This window comes from Methylophilus sp., from assembly GCF_052437885.1.
Taxonomy (GTDB): domain Bacteria; phylum Pseudomonadota; class Gammaproteobacteria; order Burkholderiales; family Methylophilaceae; genus Methylophilus.
On sequence record NZ_JBQVPB010000008.1, the window covers coordinates 22,269 to 45,637 of the forward strand.

Annotated in this window: 24 protein-coding genes and 1 riboswitch; of the genes, 10 read left to right on the forward strand and 14 right to left on the reverse strand. The window is 54.3% G+C overall.

Features of this window, described 5'->3' with window-relative positions:
- Window positions 1-2: 2 nt before the first annotated feature.
- Window positions 3-1,145 (reverse strand): HPP family protein, encoded by a 1,143-nt coding sequence (locus ACT6RZ_RS09565; protein ID WP_444701893.1) that lies wholly within the window; start codon window positions 1,143-1,145, stop codon window positions 3-5.
- Between the two features lie 226 nt (window positions 1,146-1,371).
- Between ACT6RZ_RS09565 and ACT6RZ_RS09570 the strand changes: the two genes are divergently transcribed.
- The 4 genes from ACT6RZ_RS09570 (at window position 1,372) to cobC (ending at window position 5,405) form a co-directional block, all read left to right on the forward strand.
- The gene (locus ACT6RZ_RS09570; protein WP_444701894.1) at window positions 1,372-2,832 is read left to right on the forward strand and encodes a DegQ family serine endoprotease; all 1,461 of its coding nucleotides are present in this window, start codon (window positions 1,372-1,374) and stop codon (window positions 2,830-2,832) included.
- A gap of 166 nt (window positions 2,833-2,998) precedes the next feature.
- Complete coding sequence (gene cobT / locus ACT6RZ_RS09575) at window positions 2,999-4,045, forward strand: nicotinate-nucleotide--dimethylbenzimidazole phosphoribosyltransferase (protein ID WP_444701895.1); 1,047 nt, start codon at window positions 2,999-3,001, stop codon at window positions 4,043-4,045.
- 2 nt (window positions 4,046-4,047) lie between these two features.
- On the forward strand, window positions 4,048-4,839 hold the full coding sequence (locus tag ACT6RZ_RS09580) for an adenosylcobinamide-GDP ribazoletransferase (RefSeq protein WP_444701999.1): 792 nt from the start codon (window positions 4,048-4,050) through the stop codon (window positions 4,837-4,839).
- On the forward strand, window positions 4,836-5,405 hold the full coding sequence (gene cobC, locus ACT6RZ_RS09585) for an alpha-ribazole phosphatase (RefSeq protein WP_444701896.1): 570 nt from the start codon (window positions 4,836-4,838) through the stop codon (window positions 5,403-5,405). The genes ACT6RZ_RS09580 and cobC overlap by 4 nt, the downstream gene beginning before the upstream one ends.
- On the opposite strand, the gene cobD is transcribed toward cobC, so the two are convergent.
- Window positions 5,395-6,405 (reverse strand): threonine-phosphate decarboxylase CobD, encoded by a 1,011-nt coding sequence (gene cobD / locus ACT6RZ_RS09590; RefSeq protein ID WP_444701897.1) that lies wholly within the window; start codon window positions 6,403-6,405, stop codon window positions 5,395-5,397. The genes cobC and cobD overlap by 11 nt on opposite strands.
- On the reverse strand, window positions 6,398-7,357 hold the full coding sequence (gene cbiB, locus ACT6RZ_RS09595) for an adenosylcobinamide-phosphate synthase CbiB (protein ID WP_444701898.1): 960 nt from the start codon (window positions 7,355-7,357) through the stop codon (window positions 6,398-6,400). The genes cobD and cbiB overlap by 8 nt, the downstream gene beginning before the upstream one ends.
- 2 nt (window positions 7,358-7,359) lie before the next feature.
- Between cbiB and ACT6RZ_RS09600 the strand changes: the two genes are divergently transcribed.
- Entirely contained in the window at window positions 7,360-8,811 is a 1,452-nt protein-coding gene (locus ACT6RZ_RS09600; RefSeq protein WP_444702000.1) for a cobyric acid synthase, read from the forward strand.
- Here ACT6RZ_RS09600 and ACT6RZ_RS09605 read toward each other — a convergent pair.
- The 10 genes from ACT6RZ_RS09605 to ACT6RZ_RS09650 form a co-directional block, all read right to left on the reverse strand.
- The gene (locus ACT6RZ_RS09605; protein ID WP_444701899.1) at window positions 8,808-9,029 is read right to left on the reverse strand and encodes an RNA-binding S4 domain-containing protein; all 222 of its coding nucleotides are present in this window, start codon (window positions 9,027-9,029) and stop codon (window positions 8,808-8,810) included. The two genes, ACT6RZ_RS09600 and ACT6RZ_RS09605, sit on opposite strands and share 4 nt — an antisense overlap.
- A gap of 44 nt (window positions 9,030-9,073) precedes the next feature.
- A complete protein-coding gene (locus tag ACT6RZ_RS09610; RefSeq protein ID WP_444701900.1) occupies window positions 9,074-9,898 on the reverse strand; it encodes a DUF4198 domain-containing protein in 825 nt (274 codons plus the stop codon).
- Between the two features lie 27 nt (window positions 9,899-9,925).
- Entirely contained in the window at window positions 9,926-10,450 is a 525-nt protein-coding gene (gene cobU, locus ACT6RZ_RS09615) for a bifunctional adenosylcobinamide kinase/adenosylcobinamide-phosphate guanylyltransferase (protein WP_444701901.1), read from the reverse strand.
- On the reverse strand, window positions 10,447-11,253 hold the full coding sequence (locus ACT6RZ_RS09620) for a cobalamin-binding protein (protein ID WP_444701902.1): 807 nt from the start codon (window positions 11,251-11,253) through the stop codon (window positions 10,447-10,449). Before ACT6RZ_RS09620 ends, cobU begins: the two co-directional genes overlap by 4 nt.
- Entirely contained in the window at window positions 11,250-11,918 is a 669-nt protein-coding gene (bluB, locus tag ACT6RZ_RS09625) for a 5,6-dimethylbenzimidazole synthase (protein WP_444701903.1), read from the reverse strand. Before bluB ends, ACT6RZ_RS09620 begins: the two co-directional genes overlap by 4 nt.
- Window positions 11,915-13,174, reverse strand: a complete 1,260-nt coding sequence (locus ACT6RZ_RS09630) for a cobyrinate a,c-diamide synthase (RefSeq protein WP_444702001.1) — start codon at window positions 13,172-13,174, stop codon at window positions 11,915-11,917. The genes bluB and ACT6RZ_RS09630 overlap by 4 nt, the downstream gene beginning before the upstream one ends.
- Before the next feature lie 29 nt (window positions 13,175-13,203).
- Complete coding sequence (gene cobO / locus ACT6RZ_RS09635) at window positions 13,204-13,809, reverse strand: cob(I)yrinic acid a,c-diamide adenosyltransferase (RefSeq protein ID WP_444702002.1); 606 nt, start codon at window positions 13,807-13,809, stop codon at window positions 13,204-13,206.
- 16 nt (window positions 13,810-13,825) lie between these two features.
- Window positions 13,826-14,395 carry a hypothetical protein gene (locus ACT6RZ_RS09640; RefSeq protein WP_444701904.1) on the reverse strand — a complete coding sequence of 190 codons (570 nt, stop codon included), beginning with the start codon at window positions 14,393-14,395 and terminating at the stop codon, window positions 13,826-13,828.
- A 92-nt stretch (window positions 14,396-14,487) separates the two neighbouring features.
- The gene (locus tag ACT6RZ_RS09645) at window positions 14,488-16,350 is read right to left on the reverse strand and encodes a TonB-dependent receptor domain-containing protein (RefSeq protein WP_444701905.1); all 1,863 of its coding nucleotides are present in this window, start codon (window positions 16,348-16,350) and stop codon (window positions 14,488-14,490) included.
- A 68-nt stretch (window positions 16,351-16,418) separates the two neighbouring features.
- Window positions 16,419-18,368, reverse strand: a complete 1,950-nt coding sequence (locus ACT6RZ_RS09650; protein ID WP_444701906.1) for a TonB-dependent receptor — start codon at window positions 18,366-18,368, stop codon at window positions 16,419-16,421.
- Between the two features lie 137 nt (window positions 18,369-18,505).
- Window positions 18,506-18,717: riboswitch (cobalamin riboswitch) on the reverse strand.
- A gap of 159 nt (window positions 18,718-18,876) precedes the next feature.
- Here ACT6RZ_RS09650 and ACT6RZ_RS09655 point away from each other — a divergent pair.
- Window positions 18,877-19,044 carry a hypothetical protein gene (locus ACT6RZ_RS09655; RefSeq protein ID WP_444701907.1) on the forward strand — a complete coding sequence of 56 codons (168 nt, stop codon included), beginning with the start codon at window positions 18,877-18,879 and terminating at the stop codon, window positions 19,042-19,044.
- 3 nt (window positions 19,045-19,047) lie between these two features.
- Window positions 19,048-19,350, forward strand: coding sequence for a cell division protein ZapA (locus tag ACT6RZ_RS09660; RefSeq protein WP_379032706.1), 303 nt, complete (start codon window positions 19,048-19,050; stop codon window positions 19,348-19,350).
- A 328-nt stretch (window positions 19,351-19,678) separates the two neighbouring features.
- Here the strand turns inward: ACT6RZ_RS09660 and ACT6RZ_RS09665 are convergent, their stop codons facing one another.
- Window positions 19,679-20,038: a DUF2237 family protein gene (locus ACT6RZ_RS09665; protein ID WP_444701908.1), complete on the reverse strand. Its 360-nt coding sequence runs from the start codon at window positions 20,036-20,038 to the stop codon at window positions 19,679-19,681.
- A 158-nt stretch (window positions 20,039-20,196) separates the two neighbouring features.
- Between ACT6RZ_RS09665 and ACT6RZ_RS09670 the strand changes: the two genes are divergently transcribed.
- The 3 genes from ACT6RZ_RS09670 (at window position 20,197) to ACT6RZ_RS09680 (ending at window position 23,332) form a co-directional block, all read left to right on the forward strand.
- A complete protein-coding gene (locus ACT6RZ_RS09670; RefSeq protein WP_444701909.1) occupies window positions 20,197-20,661 on the forward strand; it encodes an EVE domain-containing protein in 465 nt (154 codons plus the stop codon).
- A 48-nt stretch (window positions 20,662-20,709) separates the two neighbouring features.
- The gene (locus ACT6RZ_RS09675) at window positions 20,710-21,882 is read left to right on the forward strand and encodes a diguanylate cyclase (protein ID WP_444701910.1); all 1,173 of its coding nucleotides are present in this window, start codon (window positions 20,710-20,712) and stop codon (window positions 21,880-21,882) included.
- A gap of 442 nt (window positions 21,883-22,324) precedes the next feature.
- Window positions 22,325-23,332 carry a trypsin-like peptidase domain-containing protein gene (locus ACT6RZ_RS09680; protein WP_444701911.1) on the forward strand — a complete coding sequence of 336 codons (1,008 nt, stop codon included), beginning with the start codon at window positions 22,325-22,327 and terminating at the stop codon, window positions 23,330-23,332.
- The last annotated feature ends 37 nt before the right edge of the window (window positions 23,333-23,369 follow it).

The window sequence follows — 23,369 nt, forward strand, 5'->3', positions numbered from 1 at the left end:
GCCTAGCGATACAGCGCGCGTATGATATCGGTCTGCGTCAGTATGCCCACCAGTTTATTGTGCTGGTCGACCACAGGCACCAGCTGCAGATGATGGCTGGTCATCAGGGGGATGGTATGCATCAAGTGCATGTCTTGCAGTATGGTGATCACCGGCGTCGCCATGATCTGGCCGACGACTTCCGGCTTGTTGCTATGGGTGGTGGGTGACCAGCGTATCAGTTTTTTAAGCGCAGGCGCCACCAGATTGAATCTTTCCGGTTTGGCATGCCGCATAAAATCAGCCACGCTCAGCAGGCCTATCACCAGGCTGGCCTTGTTGATGACCGGGATGGCCGGTTCGGATTGCTGCAACAGGGTCTGCCAGGCATCTTCCAGCGTATCGCCAAATTGCAGGGTGTCAGTGACAGGCCGCATCACATGCCGGCATTCTATCTCTTCCAGTTTGCGGTGATAGGCGATTAGCTCGGTCTGTTGCAACAGCGCCTGCAAACTATCCGGGCTGATATCCAGTACTTCATGAAACTGGCCCAAAGCCGCCTGCAAGTCTTCCTGGCGGAAACCGAACTGGTAGTTCATATGCTCGGGAGAGGTGGGCTTGCTGTCTATTTGCACCGCCGGATAACGGTAGCCGGTCAGCGTGTGGTACAGCCAGGCCGACAATACCAGCAACAGACTATTCGCCAGCACCGGCCACCAGATAAAACCATAGCCCAGCTGGTAGATGGTCTCGCCGCCCAGCACGGCCGTCAACGCCACCGCACCGCTGGGTGGGTGCAGGCAGCGCAGGGCGAACATCAGGCTGATGGCTGAGAGCATGGCCAGCGCGGCGGCATAAGCCAGCTGCCCCGGCAGCAGGTGGGCAAAGAAAACGCCACACAATGCGGCGACAGTGTTGCCGGCCAGAATAGACCACGGCTGCGCCAGCGGGCTGGAAGGCAGACAGAACAGGATCACGGCCGACGCCCCCATGGGCGCGATCAGGAAGATGGCACTGAGCCAATCACCAGGCAAGGCAGCACGGGCCAGCAGGCCGGTCGCTAAAATACCCAGTCCGGCGCCAAATGCAGCGCGGGCATGGTCACGCAGGGAACCGGTGACCGGGCGTGGCCAGTAAGCTTTCAAAAACGCGGGAATAGCAGGCATGAGCAAATACAAACTGCGAGTGCACAATGAAAGTTGGCAGTGTATCACGCACACAGCCTGATAAAGCTGACCAGACAGACACCGCAGCCTCACGGCGTGATACATCAGGATACAAACTCAGGGAAACTTCGCACTGACTTTTTTGCTCATAAGCGCAGAAAGTGTTTTTTGTAGTCCGCCTATGAACACTCGTTAAAAAACAAGTCTCCAGGAAAGGAATCAAGTTATGCAGGCATTCATGCAATCGAAACTCGCGCACTGGGTCAGTGTGCCATTGGCCGTCGCGGCCTTGTTTGGCGCTGGCTACTGGGTAAAGGGCAACACACTGGTCAATGACGCCCAGGCCACCGCCCCGGTGGCGGCGCAGACCATCGCTGGCCCCAGTGCCTATATCACGCTGCCGAACTTTGCCAGCATCGCCGCCAGTCAGGGCGCGGCCGTGGTCAATATCAGTGTCACCGGCACCGTCAAGACCAGCGGTATTCCGGGCATGGACCCGAATGACCCCATGTATGAGTTTTTCCGCCGTTTTCAGCCCAAGCAGCCACAGACCGAAATGCCTATGAGCGGCATGGGCTCAGGCTTTATCGTCAAGCCTGACGGTGTGATCCTGACCAATGCACATGTGGTGGATAAGGCCGACGAAGTCATTGTCAGGCTGACCGATAAACGCGAGTTCAAAGCCAAAGTGATAGGTGTGGATAAACTGACCGATGTCGCCGTGCTGAAAATAGACGGCAAGGACCTGCCTACCGTCAAGATAGGCAGCACCAGGAACAGCAATGTCGGTGACTGGGTAGTGGCGATCGGTTCTCCGTTCGGCTTTGATAACACGGTGACGGCGGGCATCATCTCGGCCAAATCACGCGCCCTGCCGGATGAAGGCTATGTGCCATTCCTGCAGACCGATGTCGCCATCAACCCCGGCAATTCCGGCGGCCCGCTGTTCAATCTGAATGGCGAGGTGGTCGGCATCAACTCGCAGATCTATAGCCGCAGCGGAGGCTATCAGGGCTTGTCTTTCGCTATCCCTATCGATGTCGCCATGGGCATAGAGCAGCAATTGCTGGATAAAGGCAAAGTCAGCCGTGGCCGCCTGGGTGTCGGTGTGCAGTCCATCAACCAGGACCTGGCGAGCTCGTTCGGCCTGAAAAGCAATAGCGGTGCGCTGGTGAGCAATGTAGAGAAGAACGGCCCGGCCGATAAAGCCGGTCTGGAAGCCGGTGATGTGATCCTGAAATTCAATAACCAGGTCATAGATAGCTCCAGCGACTTGCCGCCCATGGTGGCCAATCTGGCCCCCGGCAGCACGGTCAAGATGGAAGTCTGGCGCAAGAAGTCACTGAAGACCCTGAGCGTGCGCGTCGATGAAATGCAGAGCGCGAAGCTGGCACCTGTGGCTGCCCCCGACAGCAAACAGGCCAAGCTCGGCGTGAGTGTGCGCCCGCTCACTTCCCAGGAGCAGGCACAGATTCAGGTCAAACAGGGCTTGCTGGTCGAAGAAGTGGGCAAAGGCCCGGCGGCCAATGCCGGTATCCAGCCTGGCGATGTGATCCTGGCGGTGAATGGTGACCAGGTCACCAGCGTCACCCAGTTGCACGACAAGTTATCGCCCAACAGCAAAAACATCGCCCTGCTGGTGATGCGTGGTGATAACAAGATTTATGTGCCTATCAAGATCAGCTGATTCAAGCGTTTTTAAATCCAGGCGGTTTTATATCCCCTCCGCTGGCCCCGCGATCGCGGGGCTTTTTTTCGCCTTATTTTGTCAGCGTATTTTGCCACCAGTATTTTACTGGGCTTGCCAGCCTGGCTTTCTGACACGTCTATATTTACTCGGGTAGAATACGCCTATGCAAAAATTCCAGATAACTTCCACCCGCGACGACGCCTTGCAAACTGCGCTGCTGCAGCGTATCAACCAGAAAACCAAACCGCTGGGGGCTTTGGGCAGGCTGGAAACGCTGGCATTGCAGCTGGGCCTGATCCAGAAAACCGAGCATCCCAGCCTGCAGCAGCAGACCATGCTGGTATTCGCCGGTGACCATGGCATCGTCGCCGAAGGCGTCAGCCCCTATCCGCAGGCGGTCACGGCGCAGATGGTGCTGAATTTTCTCAATGGTGGCGCGGCGATCAATGTGTTCGCGCGGCAGCATGCTTTCCAGCTGCAGGTGGTCGATAGTGGTGTGAATGCGGTTTTTGAGCCGCACCCGCTGCTGATAGATGCCAAGCTGGGTATGGGCACGCTGAGTTTTTTGCATCAGCCGGCGATGACCGCGGATGAATGTACGCAAGCCATCAGCCGCGGTGCCGAGATCGCCCGCGATGCGATGGCACAGGGCTGTAATGTGCTGGCCCTGGGCGAGATGGGCATAGGTAATACCTCCAGCGCCAGCTGCCTGATGAGCGTATTGTGCAACTTGCCGCTGCACCAGTGCGTAGGCCGCGGCACCGGCCTCAGCGATAAGGGGCTGGATCATAAACTATCGGTACTCACCACTGCCCTGCAGACGCATCATGTCGATGCCAGGGATCCTCTGCGAGCGCTGGCTGTGTTTGGTGGCTTTGAAGTCGCCATGATGGTGGGCGCCTTGCTGGCGGGCGCAGAAGCCAGGGCCACCTTGCTGATCGACGGCTTTATTGCCACTTCTGCACTGCTGGTGGCGGCAAAACTGTATCCGCAAGTGCTGGATTACTGTGTATTCGCGCATTGCTCTGACGAGAGCGGGCATAGCATCATGCTGGCTCACCTGAAAGTACAGCCATTGCTGCATCTTTCGCTGCGGCTGGGCGAAGGCACCGGCGCGGTGCTGGCCTACCCGTTGCTGCAATCGGCAGTGGCTTTCCTCAACGAGATGGCCAGCTTTGAAAGTGCTGGCGTCAGCGAGAAGACGCAATGAACCTGAAACTGCAATGGCGCTATTTCCTGCTAGCGGTGGGTTTCTTTACCCGCCTGCCGGTGCCAGCGCTGGCAGATTTCCAGGAAGCTGAACTCAATCATGCTGCGCGTTATTTCCCGCTGGTCGGCTTGTTGATAGGCCTGATCGCAGCCATGGTCTGGTGGCTGGCCAGCTTGCTGTTCCCGCCTGCCATCGCGGTGTTATCCAGCATGGCGGCCAGCATTTACCTGACCGGCGCTTTTCACGAAGACGGCCTGGCCGACAGTGCCGACGGCCTGGGCGGCGGCATGGATAAAGCCGCTAAACTGGCCATCATGCAGGACTCGCGCCTGGGCAGTTATGGCGCTATCGCCGTGATCGGTGTGCTGTTATTCAAATTCCAGGCACTGCTGGCTTTGCCGGCGGCGGTGCTGCCATTTGCCCTGATCGCCGCCCATGCCATGAGCCGCCTGGCGGCAGTCCATGTCATGGCAGCGCTGCCCTATGTCAGGTCTGCGGGTAAATCCAAACCGCTGGCCACCACTTTGACACGTCACGATCTCTGGTGCGCCAGTGCCTTGGGCTTATGGAGCTGGATAGGCTTTGCCGGGTTGTTATGGCTCAACCATACCGCGCTGGCGGCTGTGCAGTTTTTATTGCTGACCGGCTTGCCGGTGCTGCTGGCCTGGTGGTGGTGGCGCAACCTGCTGGCGCGCAATCTGCAAGGTTATACCGGCGACACGCTGGGTGCCATGCAACAACTCACAGAACTGGCTTTTTACCTGGGCCTGCTGGCGTGGAGCCGGCTGTTATGAAACTCACATTGATACGCCACACCAGCCTGCAGGTGGCGCAGGGCATATGCTATGGGCACAGCGATATCGACGTCGCCGCCAGCTTTCATGATGAGCTGGCCGGTTTGCAGGCCAAGCTGGCAGGCGAACGGTTTGACGCCGTTTATGCCAGCCCGCTGCAACGTTGTAGCAAGCTGGCGCAGGCACTGGGCCAGGCTCAGCACATCACGCATGACGAGCGCCTGAAAGAATTGCATTTTGGCGACTGGGAGATGCAGGCCTGGAATGATATCCCGCGTGAACTGTTTGATGTGTGGGCGCAGAATTACGCCGACCTGGCCCCGCCCAACGGCGAGACTTTCGCCGCCCTGCAACAGCGCGGCATCGACTTTGTTGAAACGTGTTTACAGAGCCATGCCAACCAGCATGTGCTGGTGGTGACCCACGGCGGCATGATACGTGCCCTGATCGCGCATGCACTGAATATGCAGCTCAAAGGCCTGTTCCGCTTTCATGTTGATTATGCCAGCCTGACCCGCCTGGATTTCTCAGGCGCTATCCCTAAAGTAGAATTCGTTAACCGCTAAGGCTGCGAAAGCCGTTAAGGCCAATGGTGGCCTTGCTCAGTGCCTGCTCCAGGCGCGCCCATTGCGTGGCTGGTGGCAAGCCCAGGCGCAAGGCTTGCGGTGATGCAAAATAGCGCGTCCACACGCCTTGTTCTGCCAGCGCTGCCTGTAATCGCTGGCTGGCAGCGTGCGGCACATACTGAAATAAGTCGGTGCCGCCGACGGGGGTTAAACCATATTCAACCAGCAATTGCGACAACTGCCGTGACTGCGCAGCCAGCTGCTCACGCGTCTGCTGTTGCCAGGCGATGTCTTGCAGCGCCAGTTGTGCGATATGGCGGCTGGGTCCGCTGACTGTCCATGGCCCGAGCAAGGATTCAACAGCGGCCAGCGCTGTCGCTTCACCCAGCAAAAAACCCACCCTGAGCCCGGCCAGCCCGAAAAACTTGCCCAGCGAGCGCAACACCCACAAGCCAGGCTGGCCGGTATGGCTGGCGAGGCTGTGCTGCGGCGTGGTATCCATAAATGCTTCATCCACGACCAGCCAGCCACCACGCGCTGCAAGTCGCGCATGCCAGCCCAGCAGGGTGTCCACTGTATATTTTTGCCCGGTAGGGTTGTTCGGGTTGCATAGCAGCAGCACATCGCTATTGTTCAGCGTCTGTTCATCAGGCAGCAGGTCAAAAAAATGCACATGGTGACCGGCGCGTTGCCAGGCATGTGCGTGTTCCTGGTACATGGTGCGCGGCATGGCGACGCGGCAAGTCTTGCGCAAGGCCGGCAGCACCTGCAACGCTGCCTGCGAGCCGGCACAGGCCAGCAAGTGTTGTGCGCCATAATAAGTGCGCGCGGCGGCCAGCAAACTGTCATCCACCGCTGGCAGGCGCTGGAACAAGGCTGGCGGCAGCGGCGGGATAGGGTAGTGCTGCGGATGTATGCCGGTAGACAGGTCCAGCCAGTCAGCCAGCGGGATGCCGTACTGCGTGGCTGCCTGTTGCAGGTTGCCGCCGTGCTCAAGCATAGCGCACGGCTGCCATAATCAAGGCGATCACCAGGGCGATCGCCAGCCAGCTATATAAGCCTGCGCTGACCAGCCGTAATGCTCTGGGGATATCCTGTAGGCCAGGCGCAGTGTCGCTGCCCAGTGGCGGCCGCTCATGCCACACGCCATGGTAGCGCGCCCGCCCGCCCAGTGCGACATTCAGTGCCCCCGCGCCCGCAGACATCACCGGCCCGGCATTCGGGCTATCCCATAGGTTTGCTTGTGTGCGCCAGGCATGCAGCGCTTTGCGGGTATTGCCCAGCAGGGCGTAAGTAAGGGCGGTCAGGCGGGCAGGAATATAGTTTAAAACGTCATCCAGCCGCGCTGCGGCCCAGCCAAAATAAAAGTACTGGCTGGTCTTGTAACCCCACATGGCATCCAGCGTGTTCGCCAGCCGGTATAACAATGCGCCAGGGCCGCCGGCGATCAGAAACCAGAACAGGGCGGCGAATACGCTGTCACTGCCATTCTCCAGCACTGATTCCAGCGTGGCAGATACAGGCTCGATTGCTTCCTGGTCGCGGCTGACCATATACGAAGCTGCCAGTTGTGCCTGCTTGATATCGTTGTTCTGCAGCGCAGAATACACCGCTAATGCATGCAGGCGCAGGCTGTTGTGACCCAGCGCAAAGTACAGCAGGTAGCCATGCAGCAGCCAGCCGAAGCGCATTTGCGCCAGCAGCCATGCCACATAAGTCAGCGGCAATACCGCCACCAGCCAGGCCAGCAGACCTATCAGGCGTTGCGCGGGTCTGGGCTGGGCGTTTGCCGGGTTCAGCCATCGGCTTAATCCGCTGGCAAGACGGCCAAAACCGACCAGCGGATGCCAGCGCCTGGGTTCGCCCAGGCAATGATCAAGCGCAACCGCGCCGCAGGCAAGCAGGGCGAGTATGAGATAATCGGCGTATGGATAAACAGGCAGTAAAAACATTAATGGTTCAGGGCACCACATCGGATGCCGGTAAAAGTACGCTGGTGGCCGGATTGTGCCGCGTATTGTACCGCAGCGGGGTCGCTGTTGCCCCTTTCAAGCCGCAAAACATGGCGCTGAACGCGGCGGTGACTGAAGACGGTGGCGAGATCGGCCGCGCACAGGCTGTGCAAGCCATGGCTTGTGGCCTGCAGCCGCACACCGATATGAACCCGGTGCTGTTAAAACCTAATTCTGACACCGGCTGCCAGGTGATCATCCACGGCCAGGTGCGGGGTAACCAGGAAGCAAGCACTTACCACGAGTATAAAAAAGTCGCCATGCAGGCAGTGCTGCAGTCCTACCGGCGATTAGAGCAGCAATATGATTGTGTGGTGGTCGAAGGCGCGGGCAGTCCGGCAGAGATCAATCTGCGTGCCAACGATATTGCCAATATGGGCTTTGCCGAAGCGGTGGATTGCCCGGTGATACTGGTAGCCGATATAGATAAAGGCGGCGTGTTCGCCCACCTGGTCGGTACCCTGGCCCTGCTCTCTGACAGCGAGCAGGCAAGGGTGGCAGGTTTTGTCATCAACAAGTTCAGGGGCGATATCGCCCTGCTGCAACCAGGGCTGGATTGGCTGGAGCAACGCACCGGCAAGCCGGTGCTGGGCGTGTTGCCTTATATGCACGACCTGCACCTGGAAGCGGAAGATGCGGTCGCCAAAAGCCAGGTGAAAAAAACCGGCGCCCAGCTGACAGTGGTGGTGCCGCTGCTGCCACATATCGCCAACCATACCGACTTTGATGCCCTGCGCCTGCACCCGCAAGTGGCGCTGATGTTTGTGCGTCTGCATGAGCCGCTGCCCGCTGCCGATCTGATCATACTGCCCGGTAGCAAGAATGTGCGTGGCGATCTGGCCGCCCTGCGTGAACATGGCTGGGAGCAAGCAATCGCGCGGCATCTGCGTTACGGCGGTAAATTGCTGGGTATCTGCGGTGGCTTTCAGATGCTGGGTCAGCAATTGCATGATCCGCTGGCGATAGAGGGTGCAGCCGGTAGTAGTGCCGGCCTGGGCTGGCTGGCGATGGAAACCACGCTGGAAACGCACAAACAGCTTAAACAGGTATCAGGCAAGCTGGCCTTTGCCGATGCCGAGTTACAGGGTTATGAGATCCATATGGGGGTGAGTGCCGGACCTGCATTAGCAAGCCCGGCGCACCTGATCAACAATCAGGCAGAAGGCGCACTGTCAGCAGACGGCCAGGTCGCAGGCAGTTATATCCATGGCCTGTTTGACCATCCCCAGGCCTGTGCTGCCTGGTTGCAATGGGCCGGGTTATCGGATCAGCTGGCTTACGACTATACGCAATTACGTGAACAAAGCCTGCAGCAATTAGCCGACAGTTTGTGTAAACACCTCAACTGGCCAGCGCTCAAGCCTTATTTGCCGGCCGGCTTTAGCCCCCGTTAAGCGGCCGCGACCACAGTGATGGTCTGCTCAAACGCCTGTACCACTTGCCCGGCACGTATCTTGGCGGTTTTTCTGCGCTCTATCTGACCGTCTACCGAGATCAGCCCTTCCGCCACCATAGACTTGCCCTGGCCGCCGCTATCGGCGACGCCTTCAAGTTTTAGCAAGTCGCACAGTGCAATGAATTCACCTTTGAGTTGGAAAGTAGTGGTGGTCATGGTGGTGTCTTTTCCTGTGTGATTTAGATGTATGAACGCAACAATTAAGGCTTGTTCGCAGTGTCTGCCGGCAGATTCACTTCCAGCGTCAGCGACGCATTCTGGCTTTCCCACAGGTTTTCGTTCAGCTGGTGGTGCACGGTGACAAACAGGAAATTCAGCCCGGCTTTTTTCGGCTTGAAACTGAATTCACCTTGCTGGTTCGCCTGTATATTCGACTCCCTGACGTTGTCCAGGTCATACAGGTCTTCCACGCGGTGCTTGATGAAATGCTCGTTATCGGTGACCACGATGATGCGTGCATTGGCGACCGGCTTGCCATTCTCCAGCACGCGGAATGAACCCTCAGCGCCTAATAGCAGGCCATTTGGCGAGCTCAGTGGCACGATCTCCAGGCCTTTGTTAAATGGTCTGGCCACATATTTCTGCTGGCCTTTGAAAATGTAAGTATCGGCATAGCTGTAGTAATTCATGGTGGTCGGCTTGCCGGAAACACGCTTCATATCGGCCGCAAAATACAGTTTTTTATCAGGCGTTTCCACCGCTTTATAGATAGGCCCCACTCGTTGGCCAGTGCTGATACGGTAGGTGCCTTCCGCTTTTAATTCTGGCTCAAGGTAAACCGCGGCCTTGGTTTTTGCGATGGGCTTGATCGCCACCGAAACCCCGTTGGGATCAGTGATGCTGAAGTTGGGTGAATCCATGGCAAAGTCTGCCTGGAAGGGGAACTCAGTAAACGCTGATTCTATGGTCAGGCGGTGATGCGTGACATTGAACTGGTTGGGTTTTAAAAATGGCACATGCGCCTGCGCCGCCAGTGAGGCGGCCAGTGTCAGCAGTGAGGTGGCAATCAGGGAAAACTTGTTCATGATGGTTCCTGCGGTTTGATTAAAGGTTTATTTAAGAGGGAGAGGTAGTCCGGCGGCAATAAAACTGACTTTGTCGGCGATGGCCGCCACGTGCTGGTTCAAGCGGCCCTGTTCATCCTGGAACTGGCGGTTGATCTCGCCCAGCGGCACTATGCCCATGCCGACTTCGTTGCTGACTAAAAACACCTGTGCCTGTAACTGCGGCAGGGTAGCCAGCAAGGCCTGTTTTTCTGCCTGCCAGTCCAGCCGTTCCGGCTTGTCGCAATCCGGGCATATGCATTGCGCCAGCCACAAGGTCAGGCAATCAACGATCAGGCAGCTGTCGGCGGCATCGTTATCCAGCAAGGTCTGGCCCAGGTTGAACGGCGCCTCTACCAGTTGCCAGTAAGGCGGGCGGCGCGACTGGTGTTGCGCCACGCGGCTGGCAAACTCGTCGTCATATACCTGGGCCGTGGCGATATAGGTCACCGGCAATTCCAGCGCAGCAGCCTGCCGTTCTGCATAGGCACTTTTGCCGCTACGTGCACCGCCCAGGATCAAATGTGTGGTCATGTCAGTCTCCCGTTTTGCTGTTGCCAGTGTTGGATGATGGTTTGCAATTGCGCCAGGCCTTCGGTAAACAGGGCCGGCCCCGGCTGCAGAATATCCACTGATTTGATTTCATATAAATGGCCGTGCTGCACTGCCGGTATGCTTTGCCAGCCGGCACGCGCCTTGACTTTTTCCGGCTGGAATCTCTTGCCGCACCACGAGCCTATGATGATATCTGGTTGCGCAGCCAGCACTTGTTCTGCGCTCACCTGACGGTCACGCGCATTGTGAAACCGGCTCAATGCCGGAAAGCAATCCTGCCCGCCTGCCGCTTCTATCAGCTCTGCTGCCCAGCGTATGCTGCACATCATGGGTTCATCCCACTCTTCAAAATAAACACTAGGTTTGTATGACCATGTTGCAGCTTGTTTGCGCGCAGCGTCCACCAGGGCCTGGTATTGGGCAACCAGAGCGTGTGCCTGATTGCTGGCGCCGACCAGGTCACCCACGGTCAGTATCATCTGCAGGGTCTCTTGCAGGCTGCGCTGGTTGAATACGTGCACCTGGCAACCGGCCTTGATCAGCGCAGCGGCAATGTCGGCCTGCAAGTTGGAAAAACATAAAACCAGGTCTGGCTCTAGTGCCAGTATCTTCTCGATATTGGCGCTGGTAAAGCCGCTGATCTTGGGTTTTTCTTTACGAGCGACAGGCGGGCGTGTGGTAAAGCCTGAAATGCCGACTATGCGTTGCTGCTCACCCAGCAGGTAGAGCACTTCTACCGTTTCTGTGGTCAGGCAGACTATGCGTTGCGGCCAATGTTTCATGGCTGCGGCTCATGCTGCCAGCCGTTTTCCATCAGCATGTCAGACAACGGTTTTTCTGTCGCCCAGCCTTGTTCCACCAGCATGGGCGATTTGTAAAAAGTGTTCACGTAACCCAGGCAAAGGATAGCGACAGGTTTGGCATCGGCGGGCATGCCCAGCAAGTCGGCCAGCGCCTGCGGATCAAACAGGCTGACCCAGCCCATGCCTATGCCTTCGGCACGCGCCGCCAGCCACAGGTTCTGGATCGCACAGCTGACCGAGGCCAGGTCCATTTCCGGCAGGGTGCGGCGGCCAAAGATATATTTTTCGCGCTGGTCGCACAGAGTGGCGACCAGTAGCTCACCGCAATCGAGTATGCCTTCAACCTTGAGCCGCATGAATTCAGCCATACGCGCGGTGTTTTCAAACTCGCCTATCGCCAGCGCGGTTTTCTTGCGTTCTTCATCCACCAGGGCATGCATGCGTTTGCGCAGACCGGCATCCGAAATGCGGATAAAGCGCCATGGTTGCATCAGGCCTACGCTGGGCGCCTGGTGTGCGGCCTGCAGTAGTTTTTGCAATAACGCTGGCGCGATCGGCGTGGGCAAAAAATGCCGCATATCGCGTCGCTCGGCGATCACCTTGTAAATGGCCGCCTTGTCGTTATCAGAATAAGCAAAACTCATGGCAGAAAGAAACGCGCGGCCAGCGCCGGGTTAGACGGGAAATAAAAATGCAGAAAGCTGGCGGTGATGTTGTGCTGGCGGTAGATGGCCTCACCGGCACCATATCTACCTTTGCCCTGCGCGATCACCGGCAGGCTGGTTTCAAAGCGGCCATAGTGGAAAGTGTGCGCGCCTATGGTTTCTTCAGCTTCGCCTGAAGGTGAAGTGAAGGTTGCGTGTTGCGTGCCTAAACCCTGCCGTTTGGCTTCAATCGTGCCATGACCAGCCAATAGGCCGAAAACTGATTGCCCGTTCAGACTTTCACCTGCCGCCAGCATGCCGCCACATTCTGCCAGTAGCGGCATGCCAGCGGCAACCGCCGCCTGCAGGCTCTCGCGCATGCCGCTGTTGTGTTGCAGTGTGTCCAGATGTAGCTCGGGGTAACCGCCTGGCAGCCAGCAGGCATCAGCCGCAGGCAGTTGCCCATCATTCAGGGGCGAGAAAAAGCTGATGCTGGCACCCAGTGATTGCAATAGATCCAGGTTTGCCTGATAGATGAAACAGAAGGCAGCGTCCTTGGCGACGGCGATGGTTTTACCTCGCAACAATGGCTCACAAGAATTATTTTCTGGAGCAGCAAAATTGACAGCTGGCGGTAAGGGGATCTCTTCCCCCAACAACTTGGCAGCCGCTTCTATGCGTTGATCAATGTCGCTGATCTCCTGCGCCAGATGCAAGCCAAGGTGGCGTTCCGGCAAGCTTAGCTGTGTATCGAATTTCATGGCGCCCAGCCAGGGGATATTCGCAGGCAAGGCTTCTTTGATCATTTTGGCATGGCCGTCGCTGCCCACCTGGTTGGCGATCACGCCAGCGCGTTGCAGGCTGGGGCGGAACGCATACAAGCCATAGGCCACCGCCGCAAAGGTTTGCGCCATAGCCTTGGCGTTGACCACCAGACCGACCGGGATGCCGAAGCGCTCGGCGATATCGGCGCACGAAGGGTTGCCATCGTACAGCCCCATCACACCTTCCAGCAGTAGCACATCATTTTCCTGCGCGGCTTTATAAAGCAAACGACTGGCATCCGCTACACCACACATACCCAGGTCCAGGTTATACACCGGCTTGCCGGTGGCTACTTCCAGTATCATGCCGTCGATAAAGTCCGGCCCGCATTTGAATGCCTGTACGCGCAAGCCACGCTTGCGGTAAGCGCGTGCCAGCGCAGCGGTGGTCATGGTCTTGCCCTGGCCGGATGCCGGTGCTGCCATCAGCATGGCATGGCAGGTCGCTACAGCTGCTTGTGTCACAGATCTATTCCAGCCTGGGCCTTGATGCCTGCACGCCAGGCGTGCTTGACGTCCATCAGCTCGCTGACTGTGTCGGCTGCTTCACGCAGTGCTTCTGAAGCGCCACGGCCGGTGATGACCACATGCTGCATGGGCGGGCGGCTGGCTATGGCATCCAGCACCATTTGCTCATCGAGGTAGCCATATTTGAAGGTGTAAGTGAGTTCGTCGAGCACGACCAGCTGGATAGCCGGGTCTTGCAGCATGCCGGCGACGATCTGCCAGCCGCGCATGGCGGTCTCGGTATCACGCTGCCTGTCCTGGGTGTTCCAGGTAAAGCCTTCACCGAGTACATGCCAGCTGACTGCCTGATGCTGGCGGAAAAACGCTTCTTCGCCGGTATCAGACCTGCCCTTGATAAACTGGGCGACGCCTACCCGCATGCCGTGACCGAGTGAGCGGGCCACCATGCCAAAGGCAGAAGAACTTTTGCCTTTGCCGTTGCCGGTGAGTATGAGTAGCAGGCCTTTTTCTACCCTGGCCTGTGCTATCTTTTCATCAATGACCACTTTTTTTCTTATCATGCGCGCCTTGTGGCGGCTGTCGCGGTCATTGGTTTCCATCATGATGCCTAAAGAATTATGCTTTTTCGTGAACAGAGCGTTTGGCCAGGCCAAATGCTACGTGTGCGATCAAGGCAACCACTACCCAGAACGCGATCGCTTCCAGTTGTTTTGGATAGTATTTCACCACGCGCGCGCCAAACTCAACCAGGGTAGGGTTGGCATAACGGCCGCCGAAGAAATAGAAACCACCGCTGGAGAACAGCTCGGCAATGGCAGAAGCAACGACCACCACACCTGCCAGTTTGAACAGGCTGCTGAATTCCCAGCTGGTGTTGTCTGCTGTCCAGCGACCGGCCAGCCACATGGTGCCATAGGCTGGCAGTAAAAAGCCGTAAGCCGGTGTCACACAGAAATTGCTGACGCCACCCCAGGTCACCGCGGCCAGATCCAGCCCGGCACACAAGGCCAGCAGGGCGACGAACATAATGGTGGAGCGCAGATAATAACCGGCAATAAAGAAAGCCGCGTATGAAGCGCTAGGCAGAAAATCGATAGAAGCGAAATGATGACCGCGCGTGACGATGACCATCAGTGCAATGACAAATGCGATTGCCAGAGCTTGAGTTGAAATTTTACGTGGCATGCCAACGACTCCCAAATTTTATTAAATTAGCTAGGGGTGGATTTTAGCCCAATTCCATTAGGCTTGGTCAAAATCCACCGGCTATTCAGTGCTTAATGCATGTCATAGTTCAGGCTGAAAAACACATTCGCCCCCATGGTGTTGTAATCCACGGTTGAATTCACAGCCGCCAGCACATAGTCTTTATCCAGAATATTATTGGCGCGGGCTTGCAGTCGCCAATGTTGATTCAACTGATATGCAAGTGTTGAGTTGAGCAGGGCGTAGCCACTTAATGCAAGTCGGTTAGCAGCATCGTTGTAGCGTTGTGAGGACGCAGTCAATTCTGTAGTCCAATTCCAGTCACCAGCTTTGTATTGCAATACAAGATTGCCATAACGTTGGGCGCGTCTAACCAGCAAGTTGTCTGAGCCATCGACCCGGGGGGATTGCACAGTCAGGTTGCCGGACAATAACCAGCTTTCATCTAAAGCCAGACTACTTTCAAAAGTCACCCCTTGAATCTCGATCTTTCCTGCATTCACTGCACAGTTGGGAAAGCCCACCGGGCAGCCTGAGGTTAAGGTTTGAATGAAGTTACGGATATGGTTATCAAACACAGTGACTTTGGCCTGTAAAGCTTGGCCTTGGTAACGAAGGCTGGCTTCCAGATTGTCTGCTTTCTCGGCAGCCAGGTTAGGATTGCCGTAGTTCACCGCATACAATTGATTAAATGTAGGTGCACGGAAGGATGATCCGTATTGTGCTGTTACCCGCCAGGCTGGAGTGAATGCATAGCCATAGCCCAGTCCACCAGTGGTGTAATTGCCAAACTGGCTGTTATGGTCTTCTCTCAAAGATAATTGGGCGCTATGGTTGTCAAAGCTGCCGGTATAGCCCAGGACGAAAGCATCATTGCTTCTGCCTCTGTCCAGTGTTTGCCTGCCAATAGTCTTGGTCAGTACATCCTGTTCAAGTCTGTCATAAGCAAACATGATGGTGCCATTCGAGAGTTGGTAATCATGTTGCCAGGAAATCTGGTGCTGCTCAGTTTCAATATTGCTATTGGCGGTTGCGCCGGTTGCTGCACTCACGGTATATAACTGATCGCGACCATTGTTATATTGCAAGGTACTCTTCCAGCGTTCGGTCAGTGCGTTCTTCAGCGCAAGCCCATAACCTTGCTGGTAGCGGTTCTGGTGGTTGCCAACGTAACCATTGTCATATTCGCTACGGCCATCGCTCTCCAGGTAGTTCAGTCCCAGAGAATGTCCTGGAGCAAACTCCAGACTGGCATAAGCTGATCCACTGAAATTTTGGTAGCCGTCACGGTCTTTGTCCACATTTAATGGCGGGCGTTTTTTTGCGCTGATGCCACGGGTATCATAGCTGCTGATCTGTGCCCCTAATTTCAATGCTTTGTAAGCGGTATCGATTCCGGCATTACCAGTGTAAGTATCATAGCTGCCAGCACCGACTGTGCCGTAAATATGTGTTTTATTGCCGCTGCCACGTTTCGTGAAAATCTGGATCACGCCGCCAATCGCATCGGAACCATACAGGCTGGATGCCGGGCTGCGCAAGATTTCAATGCGGTCGATCAATGCAAGGGGAATATTCTCAAAAGCAGTAGTGCCAGTAGTGCCGGAGTTAATGCGCACACCGTCGACCAGCACGATCAGCTGATTGTCATTGGTGCCACGTAAGGTGATATTGCTGCTAGTGCCCATGCCGCCATTGCTGTAGCTTTGTACGCCAGGTTGCAGCCTGAGCAAGTCGGCCAGAGAGCCACCTTGTAGTCTGTTAATTTCTTCGCTATCGATCACCGTGATATCGCCGGTGACGGTTTTGGTAGATTGCGCGGTCCTGCTGGCGGTGACCACCACTTCGTCCAGGTCTGGTGTCGCCAGCGTTTCTGCGGCAAAGGTGTTAATAGGAAGAGCTGCCATCAGCCCTAGTAATGTTATTTTTTTCATAAGGTTTCTGCTGCGTTTGCGTAATTATTTTGTTGTGTGAGTGGACTTAAATAAGGCAAGAAATTTGTTTAAAAATCTGCCTTTAATCCCACTCGCCAGGTACGGACAAAATCTACTGGATACATTGCGTTGTCTTGTATCTGGATCGAGTTTTCATGCTCAAACAAATTATTCACGGCTGCAAAAACTGTGAATTGATTGTACTGGTAATTTACAGCGAGGTTGGTGCTTGAGTAAATGTCCTGTTTTTGATTGAAGCTGTTGCCGAAGTCGTTAAACGCATAGGCTTTGGAGCGCCAGGTATGATTCAGATTCAGGCTGGCTTTTGGATAAAACTTCCAGTTTAAATTGGCAACCAGGTTGTGCCTGGGAACGCCTGGTAGATCTTTACCATTGAAAGCTCCACCACCGTTATCTTCGCGGTCAATTCTTGCACGTACATAGTTGTAGAGCACAGAAGCAGCGAGTTGATTGTTGATCTGGTAGTAATCCTGGATCTCTAGGCCGTACTTATGTGATTTATCCAGATTGGTGTTGGTAAAAGCATTGGCAAAGCCCGTTGGTACTAAAAAGATCTCGTCATCAAGGTCGGCATGAAATGCGGAAATTTTTAAGCGATTGCTGGCGATAGTATGGTTGATGCCCAGGTTGAATGTTTTCACTTTTGCTGGTGTCAGGAAGCCATTAAAACCACCGCCAAACACAAACAGGCGGTCAATATCTGGGGCTTGATAGGCCTGGTTGTAGTTGGAGAATAAGGAGATCTCCTCATTCACACGGTAGTTCACGCCCACATCCCAGGCATTGATATCATTCTTTTCGCTGGCGGCCAGTGTACCGAATGGATTAATCACTGGTTTGAAGTTATAACGTACGCTTTCGTTCCTGGCGCCGGCAGAGAAGGTCCAGTTACTCAGTAAAAACTCGGTTTGAATAAATGTGGCTTCGTTTTTCTTGGAGGTGACATCAGAGCTCACCCCGAAAAAGTCACTCCAGCGTTTGCGCTCGCCATCAAAATTTTGATAACCGCCCAATACATTCACGTGTTCACTCTGAAACTTCAGAGCGAGTTCATTCCCTTTATAAATGGAATTTGCCGTTGAAGGGGTGGCAGAAATAAACTCGGAGAATTTGTCTTCGTTGTAATGGGTGGCACGAAGTTGAAATTGTTCGCTGATATCCCATTCAGCGCCTAATTGCCATTGATCAGTGTCGAATGACTGGTGGGTATAGGTGCCGTTAGCGGTTCTGGGGTCTGCGTTGAAAACAGCTTTGCTTAAAGAGTTAACGTAACGGATGTCATTGCGGGAGCTGGTGGCCTCAGCAAGCACGCGGAATGTTTGTGTTGGTTTGATTCTCACTTTTACATTCTGTGTATTGCTATCGAATGTGTCTTTGTGGCCGGAGGCATCTCTTTTGCTAAACCCATCATGGCTGTCATGCGCAAGATTCATTGAAAGGTCGATTTTATCTTCACTGATCCCGGCTGACAGGTAGTGGTTTTGCTGTCCGTAATTGCCCCAGCTGGTTGAGGCTGTGACACCTGTTTTTGTTTTTGTATAGATCTGGATAGCCCCTGCAGTGGCACCGTCGCCAAAACGTACAGAACCGCTGCCTTTGCTGATCTCGATGCGTTCAATATTGCTTAACGGGATGCCGGCTAACAGCGCTGGCTGCATGTCGATATTGTTCAGTCTTTGGCCATCCACGGTGATGGCGACATTCTGATAGCCATTTTCGCTGCCATAACCGCGCAGGTTAATCGATGGTGTGGCCTTATTGCCTATGTTAGACAGTAGGTTCAGCGAACTTTGTTGCGCCAGGTAGTCATACAATGTGCTGGCACCTGAGGCTTCGATTTGTTTGGCGGTATGGATTTCCGAGGTGTAGGTAGTCTCTGTATCTTTACGCTCAAAGCCGGAAGACTTGACGGTGACATCGTCCAGTTCGAGATCTTCAGCGTATGCCGATGTGTTCAAAAGCGAGGCGATGACGCTAAATAGTAATTTCTTTTTCATTATCTTGTCCCTGTGTCATATGCGACCCCGCATATGGGTTAGTGGGCGATACCAGGGGGTAAAGACAATGAATTTAGCGTTGCTATGGCTAGCAAGAATAGAAATACACTATCAGACACCGTCACCCCGCGGTATTGCAAATGGTTGGTTGTGAGGCCGGTCTCCGGGCTTGCAAGTTTTGATCTATCGCCTTCCCGAGTGTGTACTCAGTGGCATATTGATAGACCCGCACTTGCTTACCGTTGCGGGGGCAGCACAGGCATTGCGAATGTGAATTCACGCACCTGTTTCCCAGTTTCACTCCGTCTGCAAGAACACAGCGCGAAGCACCTGACAACTGGCGCTCATTTTAGTTGAAAGCGCCTGCTTTTGCGAGCAAACATTGATCGCGGATTAAAGTTGAAATCTTTAATTTACTTTGAAAAACTACGCTTAGCTATTGACCACAATCATTTTTTTCATTGATAATGGTTCGATGGATGCTGATCTGAAAAGTTTGGAAGAGCGTGTGGCGAAGTTAATTGCGCTGTGTCATCACTTGCGTGAAGACAATGGCCAGTTGCGGCTAGAGGTGACAAAACTGCACCAGGAGTCGCAATCGCTCAAGCTGAATATGACTCAAGCCAGCGTGCAGTTAGAAAAATTATTGTCTGCACTGCCACAGGAAGGTCAATAAACGATGGCTAAACAACCGATCGATATTGAGATCATGGGCCGTGCCTTCAGCGTGACCTGTACTGATGAAGAGCGCGATGTGATCGTGCAGGCAGTCGGCTATCTTGATGGTAAGATGCGTGAGATTCGCGATGCGGGCAAGATGGTCAGTGTAGAACGCATTGCCATCATGGCGGCACTGAATATCACGCATGAATTATTGAATACCCGCAGTGATGGCGTGGATGTGGGCGATGTCAAAAAACGCATCACAACCATGCAACAGCAAATGGATGAAGTGTTATCCAGTCAACATAAATTGTTGTAATCCGCTTAACTTCATAAAATATTCACCGTCAATAGTAGTAATTGGCGTATCATTTTTTATACGGTGTGCTTTTAAGAAGGTGTATTAAGGCGTTGCCTGGGTCTAAATTCCTTGAACTAGTCTTTGTTATAGGTTTCGGCTCATCAGGTGCTGTGCGATCGCACTAAGTTGGGATATCTTTTAAGACTCCCTTGGCGTGTGAACCTAATGTACCTTAGGCTGTTACCACCTGAACTTTTTGGTTCAGGATTATGGCTCAGGTAACCCCTTAATACACCTTCTCAAAAGCACATTTGTTTCTTTCTGCCAGGCTATCTCAAGGCCCAGGCTATCTCAAAGCATGGTACATCAGGTCAGCCAGGCTGACCACTTCCAGACAACTTTCATCGCAAGATTCCAGTACCACAGGTGGTGCATAACCGGCTTCACTGGCTTCCAGCCAGCGCCTTGCACACACGCACCAGCGGTCGCCGGCATGCAACCCCGGGAAACCGTACTCAGGGATAGGGGTAGACAGATCGTTACCCTGTGCGGTGGAAAACGCCAGAAACTCATCAGTCATTTCTGCACATATGGTGTGCCTGCCGCTGTCATCCGGGTGAAAGCCGCAACAGCCATCCCGCATAAAGCCGGTGACAGGATAAGTGCTGCAAGGGATGAGCAGGGTGCCGAGGACGTTTTTAGCCATATGTAATGTGGGGTGACTTTAGATTTATGATATTGGGGTTTATGATAATGGGTTTATGATACCTGGCTTAGCCGGTATCGGCGCTTCGGTATAGCGGTGCTGGTGGCACAGGCATTGATGATACTGGACATTTGCATGAGGGAAGAAGGTTTTAACAGATGGCACGTTATTGGCTGATGAAATCCGAACCATCGGATGTTTCGATTGATGATCTGGCAGGCCTGCCGGATCAAAGCATAGATTGGTATGGCGTGCGCAATTATCAGGCGCGCAATTTTATGCGCGACCAGATGAAAGTAGGCGATGGCGTGTTGTTTTACCATTCCAACTGTGAGGTGCCGGGCATAGTCGGCATCTGCGAGGTGAGCACCCTGGCTTATCCGGACAAGTTTCAGTTTGTACCCGGGCATAAATACTTTGATCCTAAATCCACCTCGGAGAATCCGCGCTGGGTGAATGTAGATGTCAAACTGGTGCGTAAAACGCGCGTGCTCAGCCTGAAAGAGCTGCGCGAGATCCCCGAGCTGGCCAATATGCGCACCCTGCAAAAAGGGAACCGATTGTCTATCACGCCGGTCGATCCTAAAGAGTGGGCATTGATCACCAGGTTGCTGGGTACATAATGCCGTGCCGGAGGCATGCCACATGGTGTTAAGGCGATGGGATAACGCATGAAAAGACAGCGCAAAAAAGCGGTGTTATATATCCTTGTTGCCGGATTTTTGATCGCTTTTATCGGCGCGCTATTATTCCTGTGGATCTACTTTTCGAGCATGCGCGAGATGCACCAGACCACGCGCAATCTCTACGAGCAGCCGTTTGCGGTTTCAAATGCCGCGCAGCAATTAAAAGCCGATCTATACCAGATACGCAGCAGCCTGCTCTACGCCACGCTGATCCAGGCCGATGCCAATGCCATGGGCGAAACCATAGGCTTTATTGAGGCACGCGAGCGCGTGGCCGAAGAAAACATCGCCGTCATGCAGCACAGCTACTCCGGCGACCCGCAGCAGATCGTCAACCTGCAGCAAAAGTGGCAGGCACTCAACCAGGTGCGGGACATGATCTTGCAAAAGCTGGAAGATGCCAGGTTTGCCGAAGCCAAGCGTTTGATAGAGACCGACTGGACTAGCCGATTTTCACAGGTGGCAAGGTTGAATGAATCCATACTCGCCTATGCCAATCAGCGCGCCAACCAGTATGTGGAAGAAAGCCAGCAGCGGCTGCAACGGCACACCAGGGCGGGCCTGATCTATGCGTCTTTGTTGCTGTCATTGTTTTTGCTGGTCAGCGTGTTCGTGGTGTGGCGCATCTACCAGTTGCATATAGAAGCCGACAAATTCGCCTTTACCGACTTTTTAACCGGCATCGCCAACCGCCGGCATTTTATGCACGAGCTGGAATCCGAGATAAGGCGTAGCCAGCGCTATGCAGCGCCTTTTTCGTTCGCCATGGTCGATATCGATCATTTCAAAAAGATCAATGACCAGCATGGTCATCATGCCGGCGACCTGATCTTGCAGAATTTCTGCCTCAAGTGCGTGAATGCCTTGCGCACCAGTGATATGGTCGGCAGGCTGGGTGGAGAAGAATTCGGTATCCTGATGCCGATGACAGATCTGCATGAAGCTGCCCGCGTCATAGAGCGCCTGCGCTCCGAGATCGACCATAGTGTGCTGGTGGAAAATGGCGAGAAGATTCACTACACCGCTTCGTTCGGGCTAGTTTCAACCTCGCAACTGACCGATCAGCAGGGCCTGGCGCATATGATGCGCATGGCCGATAACGCGCTATACACCGCCAAACAGCAAGGCCGCAACCGCGTGTTTATCGCGAATCATTAACGCAGCTTTCAGGCTTGCGCGCAGGCAGATTTTAATCCCCCCTTGTTATCCCCCCAGGCCGCATTGCAGATGCGGCTTTTTCACGTATTCGGATGCGCTGATCGCATAAAAAAGCCAGTCTGAATCGCTGATGTGCATTGATTGTGCAACAGCCTGTTTCTACGCACTTTTATGGTGCGTTTATACTTGTTTTCGCATTTGAATTGCAATGATTCAGATCATGGATCCTGTGTTTTTAAAAGGGATTCTAAGTGACCATCTCTACTTTTATAGTTGTTAACTTATTGATTATTAAATAGTTATTTTCTAATTAATCAGTTGTTGGCGCAAACATCGTGCTGCTTTATTTGTGTGCATCACAGGTTGGAATGCATCTTGCTGAAATGCAAGTACAGGCTTTCCAACGACACACCAAATTTGCTGTAACGGATTGGAGCACAACATGACAAAGTTTTTGATCGGTTTACTGGTAGGGTGCTTGACTGCACCATTGATGGCAGAACCTTCTGGCGAGTTGCTGGAATCATTGAACAGTCGTGTATTGCGCATCCAGGTCGGCCTCACCAACGGTCAATTCGGTTTGGGTTCCGGGGTGGTAGTGGCTGACAATCAAGTCGTGACTAACTGCCACGTTGTCGCCAATGCCAGCAGCATCAGTGTGTTAAGTGGCGGCGCCGTTTACCATGCGGTAGGCGTCAAGCCTGACTGGAAGCACGACGTATGCATGTTGCAAATGGAAGATCTGCCGCTGGCGCCTGTCAAAATGAAATCCAGTAGCGAACTGAAATACGAACAACCAGTATTCACCATAGGCTATCCCAGCTTTGTGCCAGCGCCAGTCACCACCACAGGCGTGGTCAAGGGTCTGTTCAGCATGGATGATTCAGTCATCGTGCGCGCCACGCCCACTTTCAGGCAGGGTGCCAGCGGTGGTGGCCTGTTTGATGAGTCCGGCACGCTGGTAGGGCTGATCACACTGAAAAGCCCGGGCAAGGATGCGTATTACTACTATATGTCCATAGACTGGGTGCAGACTTTACTGAACAAGCCGGCAGGCCCGGTGGTGGTGAAAAGTGAATTGCCATTCTGGGGTAAACCGGCAGCACAATGGCCTAACTTTATGAAAGTGGTGTTCCCTTACCTGCATAAAGACTGGAACGGCCTGAAAACAGTGGCTGAGCTATGGGTGAAACAAGAGCCTGCCAGTACAGAGGCCTGGTTTTACCTGGCAGCGGCAGAGTATGAAACACACGACCTGACCCTGGCTGAACAACATTTGCACCGCGTAGTGAGCATGAACGAGCAACATAGCCAGGCTTTTTACTACCTGGGTTTGATCGCCGAAGCCAATGGCAAACACAGCGAAGCATTGGCCAGTGTGGATACGCTTAACCAGCTGGATGCGGAGAAAGCGGTAGAACTGACTGTAGCGATGAAAACACTGCCATAAGCAACCGCCTGGTGTAGTGAAAAGTCAGCCACTCATA

Coding starts and splice junctions, on each gene's coding strand:
- ACT6RZ_RS09565 (WP_444701893.1), bottom strand. CDS start 1,145: ATGCCTGCTATTCCCGCGTTTTTGAAAGCTTACTGGCCACGCCCGGTC.
- ACT6RZ_RS09570 (WP_444701894.1), top strand. CDS start 1,372: ATGCAGGCATTCATGCAATCGAAACTCGCGCACTGGGTCAGTGTGCCA.
- cobT (WP_444701895.1), top strand. CDS start 2,999: ATGCAAAAATTCCAGATAACTTCCACCCGCGACGACGCCTTGCAAACT.
- cobC (WP_444701896.1), top strand. CDS start 4,836: ATGAAACTCACATTGATACGCCACACCAGCCTGCAGGTGGCGCAGGGC.
- cobD (WP_444701897.1), bottom strand. CDS start 6,405: ATGCTTGAGCACGGCGGCAACCTGCAACAGGCAGCCACGCAGTACGGC.
- cbiB (WP_444701898.1), bottom strand. CDS start 7,357: ATGTTTTTACTGCCTGTTTATCCATACGCCGATTATCTCATACTCGCC.
- ACT6RZ_RS09600 (WP_444702000.1), top strand. CDS start 7,360: ATGGTTCAGGGCACCACATCGGATGCCGGTAAAAGTACGCTGGTGGCC.
- ACT6RZ_RS09605 (WP_444701899.1), bottom strand. CDS start 9,029: ATGACCACCACTACTTTCCAACTCAAAGGTGAATTCATTGCACTGTGC.
- ACT6RZ_RS09610 (WP_444701900.1), bottom strand. CDS start 9,898: ATGAACAAGTTTTCCCTGATTGCCACCTCACTGCTGACACTGGCCGCC.
- cobU (WP_444701901.1), bottom strand. CDS start 10,450: ATGACCACACATTTGATCCTGGGCGGTGCACGTAGCGGCAAAAGTGCC.
- ACT6RZ_RS09620 (WP_444701902.1), bottom strand. CDS start 11,253: ATGAAACATTGGCCGCAACGCATAGTCTGCCTGACCACAGAAACGGTA.
- bluB (WP_444701903.1), bottom strand. CDS start 11,918: ATGAGTTTTGCTTATTCTGATAACGACAAGGCGGCCATTTACAAGGTG.
- ACT6RZ_RS09630 (WP_444702001.1), bottom strand. CDS start 13,174: ATGCTGATGGCAGCACCGGCATCCGGCCAGGGCAAGACCATGACCACC.
- cobO (WP_444702002.1), bottom strand. CDS start 13,809: ATGGAAACCAATGACCGCGACAGCCGCCACAAGGCGCGCATGATAAGA.
- ACT6RZ_RS09640 (WP_444701904.1), bottom strand. CDS start 14,395: ATGCCACGTAAAATTTCAACTCAAGCTCTGGCAATCGCATTTGTCATT.
- ACT6RZ_RS09645 (WP_444701905.1), bottom strand. CDS start 16,350: ATGAAAAAAATAACATTACTAGGGCTGATGGCAGCTCTTCCTATTAAC.
- ACT6RZ_RS09650 (WP_444701906.1), bottom strand. CDS start 18,368: ATGAAAAAGAAATTACTATTTAGCGTCATCGCCTCGCTTTTGAACACA.
- ACT6RZ_RS09660 (WP_379032706.1), top strand. CDS start 19,048: ATGGCTAAACAACCGATCGATATTGAGATCATGGGCCGTGCCTTCAGC.
- ACT6RZ_RS09665 (WP_444701908.1), bottom strand. CDS start 20,038: ATGGCTAAAAACGTCCTCGGCACCCTGCTCATCCCTTGCAGCACTTAT.
- ACT6RZ_RS09670 (WP_444701909.1), top strand. CDS start 20,197: ATGGCACGTTATTGGCTGATGAAATCCGAACCATCGGATGTTTCGATT.
- ACT6RZ_RS09675 (WP_444701910.1), top strand. CDS start 20,710: ATGAAAAGACAGCGCAAAAAAGCGGTGTTATATATCCTTGTTGCCGGA.
- ACT6RZ_RS09680 (WP_444701911.1), top strand. CDS start 22,325: ATGACAAAGTTTTTGATCGGTTTACTGGTAGGGTGCTTGACTGCACCA.